Source organism: Leptolyngbya sp. FACHB-1624, from assembly GCF_047649235.1.
Taxonomy (GTDB): Bacteria; Cyanobacteriota; Cyanobacteriia; order Leptolyngbyales; family Leptolyngbyaceae; genus Leptolyngbya; species Leptolyngbya boryana.
Genome location: NZ_CP180258.1, coordinates 5,628,937 through 5,651,848 on the forward strand (window position 1 = coordinate 5,628,937; position 22,912 = coordinate 5,651,848).

The 22,912-nt window shown below is 45.9% G+C and carries 22 protein-coding genes; 9 read left to right on the forward strand and 13 right to left on the reverse strand.

The window, feature by feature from the left end:
* The first annotated feature begins 2 nt into the window (after nt 1-2).
* Together treY and ACMUEV_RS26660 are read left to right on the forward strand one after the other, a co-directional pair.
* A complete protein-coding gene (treY, locus tag ACMUEV_RS26655) occupies nt 3-2,762 on the forward strand; it encodes a malto-oligosyltrehalose synthase (RefSeq protein WP_190653779.1) in 2,760 nt (919 codons plus the stop codon).
* A gap of 11 nt (nt 2,763-2,773) precedes the next feature.
* Nucleotides 2,774-3,478: a biotin/lipoate A/B protein ligase family protein gene (locus ACMUEV_RS26660; RefSeq protein WP_347277639.1), complete on the forward strand. Its 705-nt coding sequence runs from the start codon at nt 2,774-2,776 to the stop codon at nt 3,476-3,478.
* A gap of 111 nt (nt 3,479-3,589) precedes the next feature.
* On the opposite strand, the gene leuB is transcribed toward ACMUEV_RS26660, so the two are convergent.
* From leuB to ACMUEV_RS26675, 3 genes are all read right to left on the reverse strand, one after another.
* Entirely contained in the window at nt 3,590-4,669 is a 1,080-nt protein-coding gene (leuB, locus tag ACMUEV_RS26665; protein ID WP_190653780.1) for a 3-isopropylmalate dehydrogenase, read from the reverse strand.
* A 169-nt stretch (nt 4,670-4,838) separates the two neighbouring features.
* Nucleotides 4,839-5,783: a metal ABC transporter solute-binding protein, Zn/Mn family gene (locus ACMUEV_RS26670; RefSeq protein ID WP_190653781.1), complete on the reverse strand. Its 945-nt coding sequence runs from the start codon at nt 5,781-5,783 to the stop codon at nt 4,839-4,841.
* 3 nt (nt 5,784-5,786) lie between these two features.
* Entirely contained in the window at nt 5,787-6,242 is a 456-nt protein-coding gene (locus ACMUEV_RS26675) for a hypothetical protein (RefSeq protein WP_017286063.1), read from the reverse strand.
* Nucleotides 6,243-6,421: 179 nt separating this feature from the next.
* On the opposite strand from ACMUEV_RS26675, the gene cobS reads away from it, so the two are divergent.
* Nucleotides 6,422-7,144 carry an adenosylcobinamide-GDP ribazoletransferase gene (cobS, locus tag ACMUEV_RS26680; protein WP_190653782.1) on the forward strand — a complete coding sequence of 241 codons (723 nt, stop codon included), beginning with the start codon at nt 6,422-6,424 and terminating at the stop codon, nt 7,142-7,144.
* Here cobS and ACMUEV_RS26685 read toward each other — a convergent pair.
* The 3 genes from ACMUEV_RS26685 to ACMUEV_RS26695 all read right to left on the reverse strand — a co-directional run bounded on the left by ACMUEV_RS26685 (nt 7,118) and on the right by ACMUEV_RS26695 (nt 9,497).
* On the reverse strand, nt 7,118-7,912 hold the full coding sequence (locus ACMUEV_RS26685) for an ion transporter (RefSeq protein WP_415354702.1): 795 nt from the start codon (nt 7,910-7,912) through the stop codon (nt 7,118-7,120). The genes cobS and ACMUEV_RS26685 overlap by 27 nt on opposite strands.
* Before the next feature lie 189 nt (nt 7,913-8,101).
* On the reverse strand, nt 8,102-9,274 hold the full coding sequence (locus ACMUEV_RS26690) for a sugar phosphate nucleotidyltransferase (RefSeq protein WP_017286060.1): 1,173 nt from the start codon (nt 9,272-9,274) through the stop codon (nt 8,102-8,104).
* Between the two features lie 46 nt (nt 9,275-9,320).
* Nucleotides 9,321-9,497 carry a hypothetical protein gene (locus tag ACMUEV_RS26695; RefSeq protein ID WP_190653783.1) on the reverse strand — a complete coding sequence of 59 codons (177 nt, stop codon included), beginning with the start codon at nt 9,495-9,497 and terminating at the stop codon, nt 9,321-9,323.
* A gap of 181 nt (nt 9,498-9,678) precedes the next feature.
* On the opposite strand from ACMUEV_RS26695, the gene ACMUEV_RS26700 reads away from it, so the two are divergent.
* On the forward strand, nt 9,679-9,906 hold the full coding sequence (locus ACMUEV_RS26700; RefSeq protein WP_017286058.1) for an indolepyruvate ferredoxin oxidoreductase subunit alpha: 228 nt from the start codon (nt 9,679-9,681) through the stop codon (nt 9,904-9,906).
* Nucleotides 9,907-10,101: 195 nt separating this feature from the next.
* A complete protein-coding gene (locus tag ACMUEV_RS26705; protein WP_190653784.1) occupies nt 10,102-10,827 on the forward strand; it encodes an ABC transporter ATP-binding protein in 726 nt (241 codons plus the stop codon).
* Here ACMUEV_RS26705 and mutY read toward each other — a convergent pair.
* A complete protein-coding gene (mutY, locus tag ACMUEV_RS26710) occupies nt 10,804-11,862 on the reverse strand; it encodes an A/G-specific adenine glycosylase (protein WP_017286056.1) in 1,059 nt (352 codons plus the stop codon). The genes ACMUEV_RS26705 and mutY overlap by 24 nt on opposite strands.
* A gap of 55 nt (nt 11,863-11,917) precedes the next feature.
* A complete protein-coding gene (locus ACMUEV_RS26715) occupies nt 11,918-12,241 on the reverse strand; it encodes a DUF760 domain-containing protein (protein ID WP_017286055.1) in 324 nt (107 codons plus the stop codon).
* Nucleotides 12,242-12,609: 368 nt separating this feature from the next.
* Between ACMUEV_RS26715 and ACMUEV_RS26720 the strand changes: the two genes are divergently transcribed.
* From ACMUEV_RS26720 to ACMUEV_RS26730, 3 genes are all read left to right on the forward strand, one after another.
* Entirely contained in the window at nt 12,610-12,786 is a 177-nt protein-coding gene (locus ACMUEV_RS26720; protein WP_154660820.1) for a hypothetical protein, read from the forward strand.
* A gap of 136 nt (nt 12,787-12,922) precedes the next feature.
* Entirely contained in the window at nt 12,923-13,567 is a 645-nt protein-coding gene (locus ACMUEV_RS26725) for a DUF3318 domain-containing protein (RefSeq protein WP_051077757.1), read from the forward strand.
* 152 nt (nt 13,568-13,719) lie between these two features.
* A complete protein-coding gene (locus tag ACMUEV_RS26730) occupies nt 13,720-14,799 on the forward strand; it encodes a peptidoglycan-binding domain-containing protein (RefSeq protein WP_017286053.1) in 1,080 nt (359 codons plus the stop codon).
* 35 nt (nt 14,800-14,834) lie between these two features.
* On the opposite strand, the gene ACMUEV_RS26735 is transcribed toward ACMUEV_RS26730, so the two are convergent.
* Nucleotides 14,835-18,851, reverse strand: a complete 4,017-nt coding sequence (locus ACMUEV_RS26735) for a non-ribosomal peptide synthetase (protein WP_190653785.1) — start codon at nt 18,849-18,851, stop codon at nt 14,835-14,837.
* A 466-nt stretch (nt 18,852-19,317) separates the two neighbouring features.
* Nucleotides 19,318-19,569 carry a hypothetical protein gene (locus tag ACMUEV_RS26740; protein ID WP_017286051.1) on the reverse strand — a complete coding sequence of 84 codons (252 nt, stop codon included), beginning with the start codon at nt 19,567-19,569 and terminating at the stop codon, nt 19,318-19,320.
* A 301-nt stretch (nt 19,570-19,870) separates the two neighbouring features.
* Between ACMUEV_RS26740 and ACMUEV_RS26745 the strand changes: the two genes are divergently transcribed.
* On the forward strand, nt 19,871-21,316 hold the full coding sequence (locus ACMUEV_RS26745) for a serine/threonine protein kinase (protein ID WP_190653786.1): 1,446 nt from the start codon (nt 19,871-19,873) through the stop codon (nt 21,314-21,316).
* Nucleotides 21,317-21,378: 62 nt separating this feature from the next.
* Here ACMUEV_RS26745 and ACMUEV_RS26750 read toward each other — a convergent pair whose 3' ends face one another.
* Genes ACMUEV_RS26750 through ACMUEV_RS26760 form a run of 3 tightly spaced genes read right to left on the reverse strand, consistent with a single transcriptional unit; the run spans nt 21,379 to nt 22,676 of the window.
* Nucleotides 21,379-21,591: a hypothetical protein gene (locus ACMUEV_RS26750; protein WP_348251522.1), complete on the reverse strand. Its 213-nt coding sequence runs from the start codon at nt 21,589-21,591 to the stop codon at nt 21,379-21,381.
* 14 nt (nt 21,592-21,605) lie between these two features.
* Entirely contained in the window at nt 21,606-22,400 is a 795-nt protein-coding gene (locus ACMUEV_RS26755; protein ID WP_190653788.1) for a RecB family exonuclease, read from the reverse strand.
* 51 nt (nt 22,401-22,451) lie between these two features.
* Nucleotides 22,452-22,676, reverse strand: a complete 225-nt coding sequence (locus tag ACMUEV_RS26760) for a DUF2811 domain-containing protein (protein WP_017286048.1) — start codon at nt 22,674-22,676, stop codon at nt 22,452-22,454.
* Nucleotides 22,677-22,912: the final 236 nt, after the last annotated feature.

Below are 22,912 nucleotides of genomic sequence, written 5' to 3' on the forward strand. Positions count from 1 at the left end.
ATATGCGAATTCCAAACTCAACTTATCGAATTCAATTTAGCTCAGAGTTTCCATTCAAATCGGCTGAGAAAATTGTTGGATACCTATCAAAACTCGGCATTACTGAGCTATACGCCTCACCGATCTTCAAAGCAAAATCTGGTAGCACTCACGGATACGATGTCGTTGATCCAACCCAGATTAATCCTGAGCTAGGAGGACAAGCAGCCTTTGATCAATTAGTTTCAAAGCTTCAGTCTTACGAACTCGGATGGCTGCAAGATATCGTGCCGAATCATATGTCCTATGACGCTAACAATTTCTATTTAATGGATGTTTTAGAGAATGGCTCAGATTCAGATTACGTACAGTATTTTGATTTGGCTTGGAATTCGCCGTTTGGAAGTAGCCAAGAGCCAATCTTAGCGCCTTTGCTTGGAGATTTTTATGGGTCTTGTCTAGAAAATGGCGATATTCAAATTCAATACGATCAAAACGGTTTAACTGTAAATTACTACAGCTTAAAAATTCCGCTCAAGCTTGAATCCTATTCAACTTTTATAGCAAGCAACTTAGGGAAACTCGCAAAATCTCTAGGTCGAAGACATCCCGATTTTGTCAAACTTCTAGCAGTTCTTTTCGTATTGAGGAGTTTGCCATCTGAATCAGGCGGCAAACAGCGACAAGACCAATCCGAATTTGTCAAAGGAATGCTTTGGGAGTTGTATGAAAGCAATTCAGAAGTCAAAGCTTTTATCGATGACAATATTCGATTCTTTAATGGAGAGGCTGGAAATCCTCGAAGCGTGGATCTCTTAGACAAACTACTTTCTGAACAGTTCTTCCGCTTGTCTTATTGGAAAGTTGGCGCAGAAGAGATTAACTACCGGAGATTCTTCACAGTCAATGAATTAATTTCTGTCAAAGTTGAAGAGCTAAAAGTCTTTAACGAGACGCATAATTTCCTCAGCCAGATGGTAGAACAGGGCAAATTTACAGGGTTAAGAATTGATCATATTGACGGATTGTATAATCCCAAAGAATATTTAGATCGTCTGAAAGAAAAGAATCCAGCAGCTTATATTGTCGCAGAGAAAATTTTGCAGCCTGGAGAAGATATCCCGAAGAATTGGAATATTCAAGGCACTTCAGGCTATGACTATTTGAACTATCTTAATAGCGTTTTCTGCGATGTTGAGAACGAGAAAGAATTTGACAAAATTTATCAGACGATTCAAGAGCGATCGCTTGATTTTGAGCAAGTCGCGCTTGAGAAGAAACATTTAATTCTCGATAAAAACCTGGCTGGAGATCTCGATAATTTAGCAGCACTTTTGAAAGACATTTCGCTCAAAGATCGCTATGGTAACGATTTCACCATTAATGGATTGAAACGAGCGATCGCCGAAGTTCTCACTCAATTTTCAATCTATCGAACTTACACAACCGAGGCAGGCGTATCCGACTCTGATCGCACTTATATTCAAACTGCGATCGAGACTGCGAGAGAAAACGCACCCTTCTCGCAAAAAGAGCTAGATTTCCTTGAAAAAGTACTACTACTTGACTATGACGACTCGCTAATTCAAACCGACAAAGACAAATGGCTTTACTTTGCTATGCGTGTACAACAGTACACTGGGCCACTGATGGCGAAAGGTGTTGAAGACACAGCATTCTATGTCTACAATCGCTTAATTTCACTCAACGAAGTTGGCGGCGATCCAGGTCGCTTTGGCATTAGTGCAGCAGAATTTCATCAGTTCAATCAGTATCGCCAACAGCATTGGCATACTGCCATGAATGCAAGTTCGACCCATGATACGAAGCGAGGTGAAGACATTCGCGCCCGCCTCAATGTGCTATCCGAAATTCCGGATGAGTGGCAAGCTCAACTACAGAAATGGCGCGATCTAAATGCAGAACATAAGGTACGTGGCAAAAGAGGTAACATGCCTTCTGCAAATGACGAATATGCTTTCTATCAAACGATTTTAGGAGCATATCCATTTCAGGAAAGCGAGATGCCTGGATTTGTCGATCGCATCGAACAATGTGCAATCAAATCGATTCGAGAAGCAAAAGTTCATACAGCTTGGCTGCGACCGAATCAACCTTACGAAGAGGCTTGCTCGAACTTTGTCAAAGCTATTTTAAACAGCGATCGCTTTCTCACAGAGTTTCTACCCTTCCAACAAAAAATCGCGCACTACGGACTGTTTAATTCACTGTCTCAAACCTTGATTAAGCTGACTTCACCAGGGATTCCCGATATTTATCAAGGATCTGAACTGTGGGATTTAAGTTTAGTCGATCCAGACAATCGTCGCCCGGTTGACTTTGAGCTACGCGCATCTTTTCTCGATGAGATTCAAGCCTCGACCGATCGTTTGTCTCTGATTCAGAAACTACTCGCAACCCGTCAAACTGGGCAAATCAAGCAGTTTCTCATTACCCAAGTTCTCAAACTTCGGAATCAGTATGCCTCGACTTTTCTCAACGGCGATTACCTTCCCCTTGAGGTAACTGGCAAATTCAAAAATCACATTATTGCATTTGCCAGAAAAGATTCAGAAAAAACGATCGTCACCATTGCTCCTCGATTCTTCAGTCGCTTGATTCAAGTCGAACAACTCCCGATCGCGGAAGTTTGGGAAGATACTGCGATCTCACTTCCGGGAACAAGTTGGCGAGATGAGATCGCCGATATCGAACATAATGGAGAAGCTGTATTCGTCAAAGATATCTTGAAGTATTGCTCGATCGCATTACTGCATGATTAGAAGAGGTTGGTGTGGATAAATGGCGGCTCATTCCTTGCATTGAGGCTTCTGGACAGGTGCAAATGGCGATCGATACCTGGTTACTCGAACAACATCGAATGCACCGTCATCCGCCAACTCTACGCTTCTATACTTGGTCGCCTGCTGCGATTTCTTTGGGCTATCATCAGCGTCAGTTTCCTGAATTTTGGAAGTCTTTAACTTGGCAAGGACAAGCGATCGAGCTAGTTCGTCGTCCTAGTGGAGGCAGAGCCGTTTTACATCAGGGAGATCTAACTTATGCCGTGATTACGTCTGGACTCGGCAGCAATCGAATGCAGGCATATCAAGCGATTTGTGAGTTTTTGATCCAAGGATGGAAGCAGCTAGGAATTGAACTCCAGTACGGCGAAGCAGGGCGCGGCTACATTCACAATCCAAATTGCTTTGGCACTGCGACTGGAGCCGATCTAGTAACTAAAAATGGCGTGAAATTGATTGGTAGCGCTCAACTGAGAAGAGATAACACGATCTTGCAGCATGGCTCAATGCGGATTAAACCGGATGCAAAATTGTTTGCTCAAGTGTTTGAACAAGAGATTGATGTGATTGATGTGGAAATGACGATCGAAACTCTGATAAATACGCTAAGTAAAGCTGCAAGAGAACACTTCAACATCGATTTTGTAGTGCAACCTCTTACCGATTCCGAATGGTCTGAGATCCTGACGACGTGAGAAGCCAGAGTGGGGGAATGGGGGAATGGGGAGAACTTAGCTCAGATTGCTTCCTATCTCCCTACTCCCTATTTCCCTACTTCCTATCAGATCGCAGTAACTTACTACAGACTACAGCGCAGCTACCAGCGCATCCCCAATCGCCTGACATCCCACCAGCGTATTGCCTTCCGACATAATATCGCCCGTCCGATAGCCTTGGTCTAGTACCTTCAGCACAGCTTGCTCAATATGAGTTGCTGCATCAGCTTGATTAAAGCTATAGCGCAACATCATTGCAGCACTCAAAACTTGAGCTAATGGATTCGCTTTATCCTGACCAGCAATGTCAGGCGCAGAACCATGAACAGGCTCATAAACTCCTGGCGATGAAGCCCCTAAACTCGCAGAAGGCAACATTCCGATACTGCCCGTCAGCATCGCTGCGGCATCAGAGAGAATATCGCCAAATAAGTTACTCGTGACAATCGTATCAAACTGCTTTGGCGCACGAACTAATTGCATTGCAGCATTGTCAACATACAAATGCGAGAGTTCCACATCCGGATATTCAATCGCGAGTGCAGTCATGCGATCGCGCCAAAGTTGCGACACTTCCAAGACATTTGCTTTATCGACTGAACACAAACGCTTCGATCGCTTTTGCGCCGTTTCAAACGCTACTCGACCAATGCGATCGATTTCTGATTCGGTATACGCCATCGTATTCACACCCCGTTTCTCACCCGTCTCCGTTGTGAAAATACCTCTAGGTTGACCAAAATAAATCCCACCCGTTAATTCGCGCACAACCATAATGTCAACGCCTTCAACGACTTCCCGCTTTAAAGTAGAAGCATCAATCAACTGCGGCAAAATCGTTGCAGGACGGAGATTTGCGAAAAGGTGTAAGCCCGATCGTAATCCTAATAATCCAGTTTCAGGGCGTAAATGGCGGGGTAAAGTATCCCACTTGTAGCCCCCGATCGCAGCGAGTAAAACCGCATCACTTTTCTTACAAGTTTCTAGAGTTGCAGCAGGTAAAGGTTCTCCAGTCGCATCGATCGCTGCTCCACCAATCAGTGCTTCTTGAAACTCAAAACTGAGATCAAATTTTTCAGAGATCGTTTTTAAGACCCGAACGGCAACTGCCATAATCTCAGGACCAATGCCATCACCGGGCAGAAGCGTGATGCGATACTGCTGTGTCATAGTGCGCGTTTAAAAGAGTAGCGCAAAGTATCATATCGCAAGACCATCAACTACTTGTCAGATTGATCTTTTTTCCAAGGATTTTTTGTCCCCATTTCTGTCCAAGCAGAAAAGATAAGATACAAAATTAGAACACCCGCACCAATCAGAAACGAAATTATTTCATCATTCATGGTTTAAAAGGTGTAATTTTCCCGCCCAATGCTTCAACGATCGTCGTTGTATTCGCTGCCATCATTTTGATATAAGTCTCGCCCTCACTACCCCGCGCTCCAATTGAGTCAGAATACAACTGGTTTGGAGCCAGTTTCACGCCCGCTTCTTGTGCCACTGTTTGAATCAAGGCAGGATTAATCGTAGTTTCTGCAAAAATGGCAGGAACACGAGCAGACTTAATCACTTGCACCAGTTTTTGCACAGTTTGCGCGCTCGGCTGTTCTTCGGTACTGATGCCGATTAAAGTGCCCATGATCGTTAAGTTGTAAGCTTTGCCATAATACTGAAACGCATCATGCGTCGTCACCAACCGCCGACTCTGCGCCGGAATGGTTTGCACCTGCTGCTTGATCCAAGTATCTAATCGATTCAGATCAGCAATTAAGCGATCGGCATTTTGATTGATTGTTTCTCGATCGTTCTGAGCTAATGGAATCAACGCATCTCGAATTGCAGCAGCCATTTTTGCCACATTCTGAACGTCTCCCCACACATGGGGATCTGGAACTTTCTGGCCTTCTTTTTCGAGTTGCAACGGCGGCACAACTTCCCCGATCGCAACTTGTTTGACATTTGCACCAGCCGCTTTCATCAAACGAATTAGGCCCGGCTCTAAGTTATACCCGTTGTAGAGAATTAAGTCCGCCTTCTCCATTGCTGCGGTGTCAGCCGGAACAGGCTCATACGTATGGGGATCGGCTCCGGGTTTGAGAATGCCGATGACCTCAATCGCTTCAGTTGCGATCGCTGTTGCCAAATCCGTCAAAATTGTACTCGTCGAAACGACGCGCGGTTTTTGATTTGCGGGACGTTCTGATTGACCACACCCATGTAGCCACGTTGCTACAAGACTGCTTACCAACAAGGCGTTAAACTGCCGCCGACCGGAAGTTCTCATAAACTAAAGCGAAAAATTTTCTTCGTCGTCAATCTGCACATCTAGGCTAGCAGACAATACTTCAGCAACCATTGCCTCAAGTTCTGCCACATTAATGCCGCGATTCGATTGCTCCTGCATCGGATTCGACAAAGGAATTAAGCGCAGTTGGCGATCGTCTTGAATTAAATCAAAATAGGAGTCCGCTTCAAGCTTGCTCAATTGCAAATAGTCAAAACTATGGACATTGAGATATAGCGCATGATTCGCAACCATGGTCGCGCGATGCGGATCGGCAAAAACTTCTAGGACACAGCCTTCTCCTTCGCTTCTGGTTTTGCCGTCTTGAATGTGGATGTAGCGAACCCGATTAAGATCAGTCAACACCCGTTGCATATCTTGCTTATCGACGATCGTGCCGTCATCGATAATACAGGGAGCGGGAATTCGAGATGGGCGGGAAAGTGAATCGTGACTCATGACAGCAACATAGTCGATGGGGGTTGGGTCGCACTCAACAAACCAAATCAGGCAAATGAAACCAGGCTCGATCTGTAACTTCAGTTAGATGCTTCCTAAAGCAATTATGGCTGTAAATCGCAAATGCGATCCTGCCAGAAGGTATTAGAAGTTTACGTTATGTAAATTAATTCTGAACAATGTTTACGAAAGTATTAAGTCAATGCCTTGCAGCGCTTACCTTTTATACATGTTTGCCGCTCCCAGTCTCTGCCAACTTAGAGTTTCGGGGGATTGCAAGATTCTCGCCTTTGGTCGGATTGACAATTGGTGGATTGATCGGCGGTTTAGATTGGGGTTTGGCTTGGCTCGGGATGCCGGTATTGACCCGCAGCGCGATCGATGTTGCAGCTTGGGTGGCGATTACAGGCGGATTGCATCTAGATGGCGCAATGGATACTGCCGACGGACTCGCCGTGATGAATCCTGAGCGCCGTTTAGAAGTGATGGCAGATAGCGCTACGGGCGCGTTTGGTGCGATGACTGCTGTGATTTTGTTATTGCTCAAAACTGTGGCATTGAGCGAAATTGCAACGGGTCGAGTTTGGATTTTAATGGCGGTTGCAGGCTGGGGACGTTGGGGACAGTTGATCGCGATCGCGAAATATCCCTATCTCAAACCCACTGGAAAAGGTGCATTTCATAAAGAAGCGATTGAGTCAATTTGGGAAGCGGTTCCGACGTTGCTGATTTTGATGGGATTTAGCTTGATGGTGCGTCCGGGCATGGTGATCGGTAGCGCGATCGCTGTTGCAGTCGGAGCTTTGCTCAATCGGAAGTTAGGCGGTCAGACCGGAGATACATATGGAGCGATCGTCGAATGGACAGAGGCTCTATTACTCTGCACGTTGACTATGCTGTAATTGAGTCCCACATTTTTTGCAGAAATTTGCATCAGAATCGTGAGATGCTAACCCACACTTTGAGCAAACCGTTTCAATTTGATTCGTTGTTTTGACGAGGCGTTTGATCAACTCCCCAAGCTGCCAAGGCACTAAAATTAGCCCTGTGAGAATCATCGAAATCGTGAGAAGCCGCCCAGTTTGAGAAACAGGTGTAATATCGCCCAGTCCTGCAGTTGAGATAGTCGAGATTGAAAAATAAACTGCATTCAGGAAAGTTGAAAACTGCGGATTTAAGGTGTGTTCGACTTGGTAAATTAAGCCAGAATAGACAAAAACAATTGAGAAGACGGTAAATAGAATTCGCGTGTAAATTGCGCTGTCTTCACTGCTGACATATCCGAAAATCGTTTTCCCTTGAATAAACCGAATTAGCCTCAAGATTCGGAACCAGCGGAATAATCTTAAATAGCCTGCATTTGCGCCGATCAAGAAAGGCGCGATCGACAATAAATCAATTATTGAATAAAGACTAAATATAAATTCTAATTTCTTTTCTGCACACCATATTCTTAAGCCGTATTCAATCACAAAGATCGCAAGAATTATGTTCTCAATTTCCGAAAGTGCTTCTCGAATTTCGCTCGGAATTGAATAAGTCTGAGCGACGAAAATGCCCGAAGAGACTAAAACAAGTGCTGTAATAAAAAGCGTGACGGCTCGCCCTAAAGGTGTCTCAATATCTTCTAAATAGAAAGCGACTTTCTCACGCAACTGCATCATAGTCATCAAAAATGCTGAAACTGATGCTGAATAACTTTTTTCCTGTTACACATTTTCAGAGATCCTCCGAGCTTCTCAATTTCACGGAGAAGCAGGAGAATCAAATTTGTGACCTGAGAAAATTATTCAACATCAGCCATTGTGACTTAAATTTCAGCATTGAGCCGTGCAAGGTTTTCAATGATCAACCAAGGATCAAAGCGCACCTTTGCCAACATTCAGCAGTTCCGCGATCGCGCGATGCTCCTCAGTTGGATGGCTAGGGAACTGATGTCGTGCATCCGTAATCAGCCAATCGAGCGATGCAGCTTGCACATCGATCGTCGCTCCCGTCTTATCAACACAATACCGACCAAACACCAATTTATCGACCAAACGCACGCCCGGTCCTAACCGCGAATAATCGAAAATCACACTATTATCGACCGTCGCTCCGCTGCACACCCAGCAGTTTGGTCCAATCATCGCCGGACCGACAATCTTTGCCCCGTCCTCAATGCAGGTCATACTGCCAATATAAACGGGACCTTGAATATCCACCTTGTCCCAGTTCACACAGACATTCAGACCCGTATAAACGCCCGGTGCAACTTCCTTGCCCGGAATCGGAACATTTTTCACTTCGCCTTGCAGCACGCTGCGAATGGCATGCCAGTAGTCTGGAACCTTCCCAATATCAACCCACTCAAACTCCATCGGCAGCGCATAGAACGGCGCATCCATTTCGACGAGTTTCGGGAACAGTTCGCCCCCAATGTCGTATTCCTGATTGGAAGGAATATAGTTAAAAATTTCCGGCTCGAAAATATAGATTCCAGTATTGATATTCGTACTCAGTGCTTCTTCAACCGAAGGCTTCTCCTGAAACGCCTTGATCTTGCCAGATTCATCGGTGACGACCACGCCATAGCTTGATACTTCTTCGCGCGGAACAGGTTTGGAGATAATGGTTGCGATCGATCCTTTTTCTCGATGCCACTTCACTGCCGCAGTCAAGTCGAGATCAATCAACGCATCGCCACACAAGACCACAAACGTATCATCAAAAAACGGCGAAAAGTCTTGAATCTTCTTCATTCCGCCCGCAGAGCCGAGCGCTTCCCCGATCAATTCACCATCGACAATACTGCCTTCAAACGAATAGGCAATCTCGACGCCGAAGCGTTGCCCATCGCGGAAATAATTCTCAATTTCATGGGCGAGGTGGCTCACATTGACCATGATTTGGTCGAAGCCGTGTTGCCGGAGCAACTCCAATAAAAATTCCATTACAGGCTTTTGCAGGATCGGAATCATGGGTTTCGGAGTCGTATAGGTAATCGGTCGAACTCTCGTGCCCTTTCCGGCTGCCAGAATCATGGCTTTCATAAATCGTTATTCTCCAACCCTACGCCATCAATTTTCATACGATCGCTTAACAAACTGGACAATTTGTTGCCTGATTCGGACTTAAATCAAGCCAGTCCACTCGCTGGAGCACGATCACTCCCCAGAGGTTTGTGCCAGACCGTCCCAATGTCAACCCTAACGTACCCAAGTTCATCTTGAATTCATCTGAAAGCCCAGTTTCTATCAAGATGCGATGAAGCATACAGTTGACCGATCGCTGACATTCTTGCATTATCGCTGATAGCTTCCGGAATCTATCAGTACGGATGATTTCTAAGCCTGAGAATCCGATGCAGATTCGCCCCATAAGCGTGACAAGTGTACGAGAATAGATATCCGGGACAACCGTCCTACCTGTCGATTTGCTCAGAGAGAAGAACACTGTGTCTCATACGATCGTTACAAATATCTGCGAAGGCGTTGCCGATTGCGTCGATGCTTGTCCAGTTGCCTGCATTCATGAAGGGCCTGGCAAAAATACAAAAGGCACAGATTGGTACTGGATTGATTTCACGACCTGTATTGATTGCGGGATCTGTCTCCAAGTCTGTCCGGTTGAAGGCGCGATCTTGCCCGAAGAACGCCCTGATCTGCAATCTACACCGCAGTAAGCGGCAATTCAAACCGCGCAATGTTTGAGTTGTAAAGGCTAAAAGAGTGGGGAGTGGGGAGTAGAAAAAATTACCCCCTACTCCCTACTCCCCACCCAATTTAGGACTGCCACAAGCCCTCAAGTCATCTGCAAACTTCCGCGAATGCCGAAGGATGTTAGAGTTGCTAATTGATCCTTCCGCATTTCGGTTCTTATGACCTCGCCAATTCTTGATGTCCAAAATGTTCACGCAGGCTATATAAAAGATCTCGACATTTTGCAAGGCGCAAACATGCGGGTGTATCCGGGTGAATTGGTGGCGATTATTGGACCGAATGGAGCCGGAAAGTCAACGCTGGCAAAAACCGTGTTCGGTTTGCTGACTCCCCATACGGGCAGCATTCATTTCAAAGGTCAGAATATTACTGGCTTGCGATCGGATCAGATCGTCCGCCAAGGCATGTGTTACGTTCCCCAGATCGCAAATGTATTTCCGTCGTTGTCGATCGAAGAAAATTTGGAAATGGGTGCATTTGTCCGCGATGAGCCTTTACAGCCGCTCAAAGATGAAATCTATATGCGATTCCCTCGCCTCGCAGAACGCCGGAAACAACGGGCAGGAACCCTATCGGGCGGAGAGCGGCAGATGTTAGCGATGGGAAAAGCGCTGATGCTGAAACCGAGTTTGCTGTTGCTCGATGAACCTTCAGCAGCATTGTCTCCCATTCTCGTCAATAGCGTTTTTGAGCAGATTCGCCAAATTAATCGCGATGGAACGGCGATCGTACTGGTCGAGCAAAATGCCCGGAAAGCTCTAGAAATGGCAGATCGCGGCTACGTTTTAGAAGCAGGACGCGATCGCTTTGAAGGCGCAGGCTCTGAGTTATTAAACAATCCCAAAGTGGCAGAACTCTATCTAGGAGCCGGAAAAGCTCACTGAGCGCAGCGCCTCGATAATTTTGATGTTCGCTTTCGGGAAAGGATAGTCTGATAATTCATCAACAGCGACCCAGCGAATCTCATCACATTCGATCGCTTGGGGTTCGCCTGCTAAATATTGACAGTGATGCACATTCAAGGTGACTCGAAAATGAGTGTAGGTATGATCAACGACGATAAGTTGTTCGCCTACTGCAATGTCGATCGCTAATTCTTCTCGGATTTCTCGCTGAATACATTCCTCGATCGTTTCTCCGGGTTCTAACTTTCCGCCCGGAAATTCCCACAATCCCCCGAGTAAGCCTTCGGGTTTTCGGCGATCGATTAAAATGCGCTGATCCTTCCAAATCACCGCAACACCAATAACTTTATGAGGAATCGCTGTACGAGTTTCTGACATAGGTAGCTCCGACTGAACTCCTAGATTGTAAGCCTTGCAGTGCGATCGCCAAGGACAAACCAAACAGGCTGGATTTTTCGGCGTGCAAACCGTTGCCCCTAAGTCCATCAATGCTTGGTTAAAATCACGCCCGTTTTCGGGATCAATCAATTGATCGGAAATCGCCCAGAGTTGCGTCAAAGCCTTATTTGGAACCTTGTCTAATGCAATCAGTCGCGCTAAAACTCGTTTGACATTGCCATCGAGAATCGAAATCGGTTGATCAAACGCCGCACTGAGAATTCCCCCTGCGGTCGTTCGTCCAATTCCAGGCAGTGCTTGGATGCTATCCAAATCAGTTGGAAACCCAGTTTCAGCAATTTGCTTTGCCGCCCGATGCAGATTGCGAGCGCGAGCATAGTAGCCTAAACCTTCCCAAGCTTTTAGCACTGTTTGCAATTCAGCATCAGCAAGACTCTGCACTGAAGGAAATTGTTGTATCCAGCGATCGAAATACGGGATCACCGTTTTCACCTGAGTCTGCTGAAGCATAATTTCCGAAATCCAGATCCGATAAGGATCTCGTGTCTCGCGCCAAGGGAGAGAACGCCCCGATGTTGCATACCAATCCAGTAAGCGCGATCGCAATTCAGACACCAAAAAATTCGGCAGAGAGAAACTCCCTGCCGAGCTAGAGGACTTTATCGATTTCTTATTGGACATCTGACCATGATTTTTCCAATGCCAACCGCTGTTCAGCGCTTTTCAGGAAGTATCCGCTCATCATTGCCGACGCGAGCAATCTGCCTAAAGACTCGCGGTTCGTCGTAATCATCACATCAAAACTTTCAGGAGGCAGACCGCCCAACAGCCCGATAATGTTGCGCTCCATCACTTGCAGCACTTCAGGTGAGGACGGCTTAGAAAGTTGAGCGATCGTTTCAGGCTCAAGCGACTGTACATATTGAAGCAGCTTACCGCTAGCATCGCCCGCACCTTGAAGAAACTCAGGAAGTTGATTAGAAGTATCGTTCACAGTCTGTACCTCGCAACTGAGGATCAAATTTCAATCTCGATTAACCTTACTTTAGCAAAGCACTTGCTGTGCCACAGTCAGTAGAACCGTACAGCCCAAGTTCGGACATAACGATGTTGAGAGTAGAAACTCGATCGCTCAACCAGCATCTACCCCGAGGTAGACAAAAATCCTTGCAAGATTCACCCAAAACAGCATTATGTATCCGTTGCTACATGAGAGTTATCAGGATTGTTTATGAGCAACAGAAACCTGGGAAAAATTAGCTAAAATTATTCATACAGTGAAATGTATTTCTCTGACCTGGGTTAACTAGGAAAGAATCAGGGCTTTCCTGCTGAACCTTATTGAGTTGGTTAAAACGCTCTATGCACATAGGTAGTGAGGCTACCGCTCCGAAACGATCGCATCCCGTATCTGCCAATTTTGTTGTCAATCTTGTTGGAACTGCGATCGCATTGATTACGTTGATTTTACCGATCGTGGTCATTTCCCACTACGCGCCAGAGAGTCCCCAACCCATACCCACCAAACTATCGAATTAATTGAAAAGATTCGGTTCGCACGACTTGCTTGATAAGACTTTTATCAGGCAGAATGAATTCACCTATACCCATCCTCCGTAGAATCGCTAAGATCGCAATATTATGAGGATAGGCGTTCATTCTGAGGCTGAAGTCCATGACATCTTATGCAACCTCGTCCGCTAGAGCCGACATGAGCGAGTTACGTCGCTTGAAGACCCTGCTACCCCCGGAACTGCAGAGCTGGGTCACGATCGAAACAACGACCGCGGTCAATCCTCCACTGATCACCTGTGAGGAAATCGGTCGGGATGAGATCGAGATCCAAATTGATATGCCGAAATGGGATCAGTTGGCGATCGACCAACGAAATCTCTTGTTTTGGCATGAAGTCGCGCGAGTTCAAGCGGACACGATCCCGAAAGACGGTTGGGAGATGGCAGCATTAGCGATCGGGCTTGGCGGCGCAGTCGGGGAACTGTGGGTACAAGATGGATTGTTATTGCTGTTAGCGATGGGGTTATCTGGTGTTGCTGGCTGGCGGCTCTATCAGAAGAACAACAGCGAGAAGAATGTCAAAGAAGCGATCGAAGCCGACGAGCGCGCTATCCAATTAGCAACTCGCTTTGGCTATACTTTGCCGAATGCTTACAAGAGTTTGGGCAGCGCGTTAAAGACTTTAATTGATCAAACTCCCAAAAAGAGACAGCGCGCAAAATATCAGGCGCGTCTGGATGCACTGAAGAAGAGTGCAGCAAAAGCCAAAGCGAAGATGCGATCGGCAGCTCCGGCAGATTTTTAGGGATCTTCTATCGCCCTACTCCCCCCCCAAAAGAATCAATCCTTCAAGGATGTAACGTATTTTGACCAACCGTTACATCCTTTTTTTCAGCCGCTCAGTATGATGGATCGCGAGGCGATTTACAAACGCCTGCATTGGTTTCAGGAGAGAGTATGGCATTTAATATCAATGCTTTAAGATTACCCGTGATTCAGCGTGGCTCGACTGGGGCAGCCGTTGGTGCATGGCAGCGATTTTTACAAGATCAAAATTTCCCGATCGGGGCTGTCGATAATGGCTTCGGTAGTGTGAGCGATCGAGTTACAAAAGATTACCAGCAAAAGAACGGTTTAATCGCCGATGGAATTGTGGGCAATGCGACCTATACCAAAGCGCTGAGTCAAGGATTTATCTATCGCGTCGCCGATCTAAGCGCAGCCATGTTGCTGAGTTATTTGAACTACGGTGCAGCAGAAGTGCGGGATTTACAGCGGAGCCTTAATGTCATTGGGCGGCTCAATCCAGCTTTAACCTTAGATGGAAATTTTGGGCTAGGTAGTACGAAAGGCATGACCGAAGCCTACAAAATTTTGGATGTGAATTTTCGACCTCGATTAGATGCTACGCTTTCAGCCGCAACAAAACAGAAGCTAGGTAGCGATTATGCGCCGGGGCTAGCAATTCTGACAGAGTATGCTCGACGGCAGAGAGCGAGGCTAAGCGGGGCGCAATGGGTACGATTTTTTCCCGCGAGTCAGTCGATCGATGATTTGGCATCTCCATTCCGTCAAAGAGTGCGCGCATTTGAAAAAGCGCTGAAAGATGCAGGAGCAGAGATCGAAGTTACGAATACCTACCGACCCCCTCAGCGGGCTTACATGATGCACTATGCGGTGCAATTGAACAATCGAGACTTTGCTCCGTGGGATGTGCCGCCGATGGTGGGAGTTGATATTGATTGGGTGCATTACACGGATGCGGCATCTTACCAAGCGGCCCGAGACATGGTGAACGCATTTGGCATTGGAGGCAATCCAGCCGCACTCCAGTCTCGACATACTCAGGCTTTAGCGATCGATTGGATCGTCACTTGGAAGCCCCCACTACGAATGCAAAATGGGAATGGACAAATGGTGACTGTTCCAGGAACCGGAGATGCAAGTCAGAATGCCACACTCTGGGAGGTTGGGGCAACGTTTGGGGTGTACAAATTAGAGTACGATCCGCCGCACTGGTCAGTGGACGGATTTTAACGAGTCTGCAAGATTCCCCATCGGCGGATCGGACTTCACTTGAGGCGATATCGCTCCAGGTAGGCTTGAATCCGCTGCATCAGATCGCGCCCATTGTTGTGATACACCACAGTGTGGTGCGTTCCGCTGACCCGCTCGATCGAGAAGTCCCCCTTGAAAATATTGTCCCAGAAGGCTCTTGGAGCTAATCTCGACTTGAGCGAACTCAATGCTGCCTCAAACATCACAACCCGCCCAGAGTAAGGCTGTATCTCATAGCTTTGAACAGCACGTTGAATGGGTTTAGCAGGGGGTAAATTGACTTTCACTACTCGACCCCCGGTTTTCTGAGCGATTTTTTGATCTTCGATCGCGTGCCAATGTCGATCGAAGGCTCCGAGAATGCGACGGCGAATACTAGTTGTGTAAAGAACTACATTGCGTGCCGTAAGTTTTTGGTGCTGATATTGAGGGACACCCGGTCCAAAGGTTTCTACTAAAATCAAGAGTGCAACCTCTTGACCCTGCGATCGCAACATTTGAGCAATCTCTAAGGCAACATAGCCCCCAAAACAATAGCCTCCAATAAAATACGGCCCTTCAGGCTGAATATCCCGAATGCGACCGACATAACCTGCCGCCCAATCTTTAATATGAGTCTCTGGGTTTGTGACTTGCTGATAGCCAGATTCCAGCGCAAAAAATGGCTGCTCCGGATCAAGATGCGGAAGTAAATCGCCATAGTTCTGACACCAGAAGAGCGGTGGTTTTTTCCCATTGAGCGGATTGATTTCGATAATTGCCCAGGGATCGATTTCTTGCCCATCTCGAATAATTTCGGCAAATTGGGCGATCGTAGGCGCTTGAAATAATGCAGCAACAGAAAACTGTCGCCCAAATGCTTTTTCCATCTGGTTGATCAGCTTCACCGCCGTAATAGAGTTGCCCCCTAAATCAAAGAAATTGTCCGTGGTCGCGATCGGTTGAATGTCTAATGCTTTTTCCCACATGAACATTAACTGCCGTTCCAGTGGATTCTGAGTGAGTTCAATGACATCATTACGCTCAACCCGAACGGCTTCCGGCATGGGCAAAGCTCGTCGATCGACCTTCCCATTTTGAGTCAAAGGAATTGCATCTAAAAATACGATCGCAGACGGAACCATGTACTCTGGCAGCTTCTCGCGCAGATGTTGTCGAACGTCATTTGCATCAAGTTTGGCTTGAGCCACAATATACGCGACGAGCCGTTTGTCTCCAGGTTGATCTTCTCGTGCCATGACGATCGCATCGGTAATCGATCGATGTTGTGAAAGCACACCTTCAATCTCACCTAGCTCAATTCGATAGCCTCGTACTTTGACTTGATGATCAATGCGTCCCAAAAATTCGATATTGCCATCTTCAAAGAAACGGGCGAGATCTCCAGTTCGATAGATTTTTGTACCGGGCACAAATGGGTTTGGCAGAAAGCGTTCTTCGGTTTTAACCGGATCAGTGTAGCCAACTGCTAAACAATCTCCTGCAATGTACAGTTCACCTGTCACGCCAATTGGGCAAGGGTTTAACTTGGCATCTAAAACATAGTACTGAGCATTCTGAATCGGTTTCCCATAAGGAATACTTTTCCAGTGCGGTTCAACGCGATCGATGCGATAGTAATTCGACCAAACTGTTGCTTCTGTTGCACCTCCCAATGACACGACTTCAACACCTGGAAATGTCGTTTGCAATGCAGTTGGGAGCGTCACTGGAATCCAATCTCCACTCATAAACACAAGCCGCAGTGAAGAGGGACAATCGAGCAGGGACGGGAAAAACGATGAAAGCTGCTGTAATGCTGGCGGAGCAGAATCCCAAAACGTAATTGGCTCTGTTTTGAGAAGATTGATCAATACTTGAGGATCGCGCACATCATCACTCGAAGCAATTTGAATCGAGCCGCCTGCTGCAAGCAATCCAAAGATGTCATAGACCGAGAGATCAAAGCAGAGGGAAGTAATGAATAAAACTCGATCTTGATGATTTACATTAAAGGTGCGATTCACCCATTCGATCAAATTGATCACAGGCTGATGCTTGACCACAACACCTTTTGGCGTCCCAGTTGAACCAGAAGTAAAAATTACATAGGCTGTATCTTCAGAAGTACAATGCAGCGGCAAATTCTCGATCGAGGATTGTTGAATGTCTGCTTGTGTGGAAACTTTGACATCTGAAAAAACTGGATAGTTCACATCTAAACAAACAAGATGCTGTAAATTCCGCAAATACAATGACTCAAGTATTGCAACGTAGCGCACTTGAGTGATGACAACTTGAACAGCCAGCGATTCCAGAATCCATTCGATTCGAGCAGGTGGGAAACTTGTTTCTAATGGAATATAAGCAGCTCCAGCTTTGAGAATACCAAGCAGCGTAGGAATCATTTCCAAGCCGCGATCGAGAAAGACTGCGACAAACTGTCCAGCCCCGACTCCTAGCGATCGTAGATAGTGAGCAATCTGATTTGCTTGCTGATTCAGCTCAGCATAAGTTAGCGATTGTTGTCGGAAGACTGTTGCGATCGCATTGGGTGTTTTTTCAACCTGTGCCTCGAAAAGTTGATGTAAGCATTGCTGCGCTTGATAGTCTGCAGCCGTTGCATTCCAATCAAACAACAGTTGATGGCGTTCAGCAGCTGTAATTAGCGGCAGGTCGGACAAGGATTGCTGCGGATTGGCAATCATTCCATGCAAGAGCACCTGAAGATGATCTAACATGCGTTTGATCGTCTCAGGGGTAAATCTTTCTCGATCGTAAGAAATCTGCAACTCTAAAGCTGTTCCTAAACTTGCAATTAAGACTAATGGAAATGAAGGTTGTTCAATCAGCTTAAAGGAGCGGTGTTTACCTTGTTTCAGGCGATCGTTAAAGTTCTCATGTTCAAAGACGACAATACTTTCAAACAATCCTGTTCCACGGGGGACATCACTCCAATCCTGCACCAGAGACAAAGGTGTATTTTCATGAGGACGGACAGCAAGATGTTGCGATCGCAGTGCTTGTAGCCAAGGTAAAACCGTTGTTTCGTCTGTAATCTCTACGCGCACAGGCAGCGTATTCATTATTAATCCAATGATCGAGTCGCCATCGGGAAGTAAAGATCGGCGACAAGCTCTTGTTACTCCAAAAACAATAGATGTTTCATTGCTATAGCGATGTAAGAGTAATGCCCAAGCAGCTTGAACTAGAGTATTTGGCGTGATGTGATGTTGCTGAGCGAATGATTTCAGTTGTGCTGTCAATGAGATCGAGCAGTTTAATCGAGCAGTTCCATGCCCAGATTGGGTCTGTGTTTGATGCAGTGATGGAGCATGCAGTAAAGGAGTCGGAGTTGTGAATCCCTTGAGCAAGTCTTGCCAATACGATTTGGAATGCGACCAGTCTTGCTGATGAAGCTGCTCAATGTAATCTTGATAAGAGCGACGTGCAGGAAGCGGTTGTGCTGGATTATCGTACAGAGCAAAGACTTCTTGCAGAATCTGCGTGATCGATCGCCCATCTAACAGAATGTGATGGAATGTCCAAACGAACTGATACACATCAGGGGCGGTTTGGAAAAGCACAAATCGCATTAATGACCCAGAGAAATCAAATCCATTTTGGCGATCGCAGCGTAGAAATGCTTTGAATTTCCGAATTTGCTGATCTGCTGTGTTCGATCGCCAATCGTGGTACTGGATGGTGATTTCATCGGCTGCTAGGACTTGCTGAATCGGCTCATTTTGTGCGTTCCACCCGAAGCGAGTTCTGAGAATGGGATGTCGATCGATTAGTTGCTGCCATGCTCGGGCGAAGCGATCAACCTCCAGATTCTCTTGTAGCCTGCAAACCACTTGTTCAATATCTACGCCAGAATTCGGTTCGTATCGGTGATGAAACAACATACCCTGCTGAATTGAAGAGAGCGCGTAAGTTGCTTCGACATGGGAAACTCTAGGTTGATCAACGGAATGATTTTTAGTGTGGGCAGAGGGAGAGATTGAAATTGAAGAAGCTGGGTAGGTTTGACTAGCTTTCGCTGTAAACATCGCATTTTCCGGATAGGGGTCAACTTGCGCTGTCTCACCCGATCAGACATGAGCGGGCTAAGCAGAAACGGCAAATAAAAGCAGGTTGAACTTGTCAATGTCTGAGTTCTGAGCAGTTTGTAAAATCGCTCGCAAAATACGTGTTATCACTGAGGAATCAGTCGATGAGCAGCAGCGAGGATTTACGATAAGTGGAACATCAGTAATTTATTACACGCAGGAAGTGATACTTACGTAAGTTCTGTTCTTCTTCACTGAGTCTTATTTAGGTTCGGTCGTTTCTTTACCAATTTTGAATAATTATTTTCAGCTCTTCATCAAGATGCGTCCGACTTAAAGAGTAGAAAATTGGAAGTGATCTTGTGTCAACGCGATAGAAATGAGTCTCAAATTTAGAATAGTGACGCAAAAAACGCGATCGAATCTTCCATTCGATCGCGCAGCAGCAAATCTCAGACTTCAAACCTTAGTACTCAAGAAACAGCATGTTCAAAGCTGAATCGGGAGCAGAATTTTTCTCAACAGAGACCAACTTAGGAGTAGACACTTGAGCGGATTGCTGCATCTCAGCAACTTGGCTTTCGAGGAAAGACAGGCGCTTTTGAATACGATGACGACGTTGTTCAATCGAATCCAGTTCACACTGGAGACGCTTTTTCTCGATCGATAGTTTGTACAGATTGAGATAAGCCGTTGCTTCAGTCTGGGGACGTGGCATCGTGCTGATCTTGGGGCGGGAGTCAGACAAAGAAATAGGACGCATGTAAGAAGACCACCTGATATGTAAGTTACAGAACTTACGCTAATATCTCGTCATCGTATTCGGACAGCAATTCACGCTCACGAGGGCATTGAGATCGTTACGTAACTTCCTTATTTGTAGAGTGCCTCAGCGTTTTTATTTAATAACAGATCCGCTTCATGATTTTTTTATAATCACTTTTTTAAAAAGCCGTGTTAGCTTAGTACATAAATACTGATATTTGTCTAGGCTTCAATCCTGGACAAGATGATTTGCGATGCGAACACCATTGTCTATTGAATCTGTTTTAGTCGATCGCTATTCCATTCTCAAGTTGCTTTACCTAGGAACAGTAGGCTGGGTGTATTTGGCGATCGATCAAACGACGAATAAGCTTTATGTTTTAGAAGAAACGACGACAGATTTGAATGAGCTTCAGGAGATTCTGACCAAATTAAACCTGCGGCATGTGGCGCAATATCAAGATGCGATCGTCGATTTTGATCGAGCCTATTTAATCCGAAATTATATTGAAGGACGCTCGTATCGAGAATTATTAGAACAGCAGCGCATCTTTTCTGAAACGGAAGTGATGCGTTTTTTGAAACAAGTCTTGTCGATTTTGCGATCGCTGTACCGTCTGAAAATTGCTCACTGTAGTATTTCACTCAATTCAATCATTCAGCGTGAAGATGGTTCGCTGATTTTGACAGAATTTACACAAGCTCATTTTGCGGAAACATTTGATCAGGATCTTTACTACTTAGCAGTAATCGCAATCGTGCTCTTAACCGGATGCGAACCCAAAGATCTCTATAATGAAGCGACAGGACAATGGGAATGGCAGGATTGGGAATCGGTTGATCCGCGCATTGTAAAAGTTCTCGATCGAATGTTGTCTGATCATCAACGCTATTCTTCTGCTGCAAAAGTGATGCAAGCATTGTTTACACCTGATCAGAAAGATATTGCTTCAATTGTTTTTACTTTTGTGTTGATCGGGCTAGCAGCAATTTCTGCATATCGCTTGATCAATCACCTATCTAATTTACAGCCTGAACTCGTCACACCTCCGATCGCAATAAAAGCCGACTCAGCACCACCTGAAACAGTGGCGCAACGTTCTAAACGCTTGAACGTTTCACAGCAGTTGCTTTCCCAAATTACCGAAGAAACTTCTCAATCTTCAGAAGCACTCCTCAAGCAACTAGAGCTACTCAGCAAAGAAGCTCGTAGAGGGATGGGAACTTACAAGAGAGTAAACTATGATGCTTGGCAATCTAAGCGAAGTGTTAACCTTAGCAATCGCGCTATTGAAACACTCACCGATGCTCAGTTTGTCGCACTTTTCCCTGACCAGCAAGGTAAGATGCTCAATCCAAGAACTTTCGGACAAGTTTGGTATGCGATCGCATTCGATCAGACAAAGCAAGCTAAATCCGAACTGATCTCGTCTCAAATGAGTGGAACACTCAAACAGGGAGTAGGTAAAGTTTACCGATCGCAATTCAAACAAGGGCAGACTATTGAGCTAAGCCTAAAAGCACCTGCGGGTCAAATCGCAATTTGGATGTTCTCAGCAGAAGCATCGCTCATTAAAAACTCTAACCAATCGACCTGGAGTGGAAAGATTCAGCGATCGGGAATCTATGAATTGATTGTTGCACCAACAAGTACAACCCCAGTTCAATACGAGCTACAAATTGATGCTGTTGCTCACTGAGCACCCTAGCAAATTTGCTATGTACACCAGTAGAGGCATTGAATAACAGCCACCTGATAGCTCTAACTAAACTTCCGAATTCTCGGACGATCAGTAATCTTATCCTGCGTAACTTGACGGGTCGCCTTAGCAGCCCGAACAACTCGAACATTTGCCCAAGCGATCGCGCGATATCCACTGTAAGTCCAATCATCTCGATAAATTGAAATGAGAAACGGGGCGCTAGTAGCCTTCCTAGCGTAAGTAATAAAGCGATTCATCGTACTAACTACCATCAACAGGGAATAACTTACAGACCGAGAGCTAGCTGCAATTCGGGAGATGCGCTAGCTGTCGTCGGCAACGGAGCCGGATCAAGATTCACAGCTGAACAATAGCGAGAATACGCACAGCGATCGCATTGTTTACCGGGTGTTGGTTCCCACGTCTGGTCTTGACGCAGGCGCACAGCTAAATCTGAAATCACAGCCTGTACTTGCTTCTTGTGGCGATCAGTTGCCTTAAAGCGAACCTTCTCAGCCGATCTCAGAAACAATAAGCTTAAGTACTTCAGATTTTGGTGGTAGGTCTGCTCCAACGCCAGGTAATACAATCCGATCTGCAAATCCATTTCATCAGCTTCCGGCACTTTCAACTCCCGGCTGGACTTGTAATCGATTAGCTCTAAACCATCGTCGAGATAGTCAATGCGATCGTAGCGTCCCGTAATGCAAAACTCGAGACTTTCTACTTGCAGAAAAGCTTGAATTCGTCCTTCAACCGCTAATGGTTTACGCAACGAAGGCTGATTTTGGATGAACGTCTCATAGTAGTTCTCCAACATCGATCGACCATCTTCAAACTGATTGGTCGTTAGGCCTTCGGAGGCTTCATCCCAACAGCGTAGCACCCATGCTTGATCCGGGACTGAATCGTGGTAGTGCCAATCCCGATGAACCATTGCTAAGGCTTGATGCAACGCTGTTCCCAATGCGGCTGAACCGAAAAAATCGTTACTCGTCAGTCGTCGCTCGTACCGCAAATAGTACGCATAAGGACAGCGACTATATGCCTGGAGTTTTGTGGCAGAAATCTGATAAGGCATGGCTAAGGCAAACAAGGTTAAAAGCTGAAAACACGAAACTGAAAGATTGAACTAGAGTTGCTCAACCGGACGCTTAAAAATCGAATCGAGATAGATCCGTGCAGTTTGTCGATCGTTCTGACGCTCGTTTGCAGGACGGTTTTGCAACAAGAACAATGACAATGCCGCCGACATCACCCGATCTTGATCCCAGTCAGGACGGGTATCAAGAAAGGTTTGAAACGATTGATGCAAAGCTTCAGGAATTTCAACGAAAAGACTAATGTTGCTATCCATATCAAACCTCAAGAAGTGAAACGAGTGAAGAAACTATCCGTTTTTCTGAAAATTTTCATCAGAAACTTACGCCAGTCCGACCCCCTGCTTGATTTCCCCTCTCAAATGTGCGTTGTGGAAATCGTGTGTTTCGGTGCGGCTGTGCGCTCTTCGGTTAGTCGCTACATTCTGCGCGATCGCTGCAAGAAGATCAACATCAAGAAAAGTTAAGTTCGTCGGTTAGATCAAAGTTACTG

Coding starts and splice junctions, on each gene's coding strand:
- treY (WP_190653779.1), top strand. CDS start 3: ATGCGAATTCCAAACTCAACTTATCGAATTCAATTTAGCTCAGAGTTT.
- leuB (WP_190653780.1), bottom strand. CDS start 4,669: ATGACACAGCAGTATCGCATCACGCTTCTGCCCGGTGATGGCATTGGT.
- ACMUEV_RS26670 (WP_190653781.1), bottom strand. CDS start 5,783: ATGAGAACTTCCGGTCGGCGGCAGTTTAACGCCTTGTTGGTAAGCAGT.
- ACMUEV_RS26675 (WP_017286063.1), bottom strand. CDS start 6,242: ATGAGTCACGATTCACTTTCCCGCCCATCTCGAATTCCCGCTCCCTGT.
- cobS (WP_190653782.1), top strand. CDS start 6,422: ATGTTTACGAAAGTATTAAGTCAATGCCTTGCAGCGCTTACCTTTTAT.
- ACMUEV_RS26685 (WP_415354702.1), bottom strand. CDS start 7,912: ATGACTATGATGCAGTTGCGTGAGAAAGTCGCTTTCTATTTAGAAGAT.
- ACMUEV_RS26690 (WP_017286060.1), bottom strand. CDS start 9,274: ATGAAAGCCATGATTCTGGCAGCCGGAAAGGGCACGAGAGTTCGACCG.
- ACMUEV_RS26695 (WP_190653783.1), bottom strand. CDS start 9,497: ATGCTTCATCGCATCTTGATAGAAACTGGGCTTTCAGATGAATTCAAG.
- ACMUEV_RS26705 (WP_190653784.1), top strand. CDS start 10,102: ATGACCTCGCCAATTCTTGATGTCCAAAATGTTCACGCAGGCTATATA.
- ACMUEV_RS26720 (WP_154660820.1), top strand. CDS start 12,610: ATGCACATAGGTAGTGAGGCTACCGCTCCGAAACGATCGCATCCCGTA.
- ACMUEV_RS26725 (WP_051077757.1), top strand. CDS start 12,923: ATGACATCTTATGCAACCTCGTCCGCTAGAGCCGACATGAGCGAGTTA.
- ACMUEV_RS26730 (WP_017286053.1), top strand. CDS start 13,720: ATGGCATTTAATATCAATGCTTTAAGATTACCCGTGATTCAGCGTGGC.
- ACMUEV_RS26735 (WP_190653785.1), bottom strand. CDS start 18,851: ATGTTTACAGCGAAAGCTAGTCAAACCTACCCAGCTTCTTCAATTTCA.
- ACMUEV_RS26740 (WP_017286051.1), bottom strand. CDS start 19,569: ATGCCACGTCCCCAGACTGAAGCAACGGCTTATCTCAATCTGTACAAA.
- ACMUEV_RS26745 (WP_190653786.1), top strand. CDS start 19,871: ATGCGAACACCATTGTCTATTGAATCTGTTTTAGTCGATCGCTATTCC.
- ACMUEV_RS26750 (WP_348251522.1), bottom strand. CDS start 21,591: ATGGTAGTTAGTACGATGAATCGCTTTATTACTTACGCTAGGAAGGCT.
- ACMUEV_RS26755 (WP_190653788.1), bottom strand. CDS start 22,400: ATGCCTTATCAGATTTCTGCCACAAAACTCCAGGCATATAGTCGCTGT.
- ACMUEV_RS26760 (WP_017286048.1), bottom strand. CDS start 22,676: ATGGATAGCAACATTAGTCTTTTCGTTGAAATTCCTGAAGCTTTGCAT.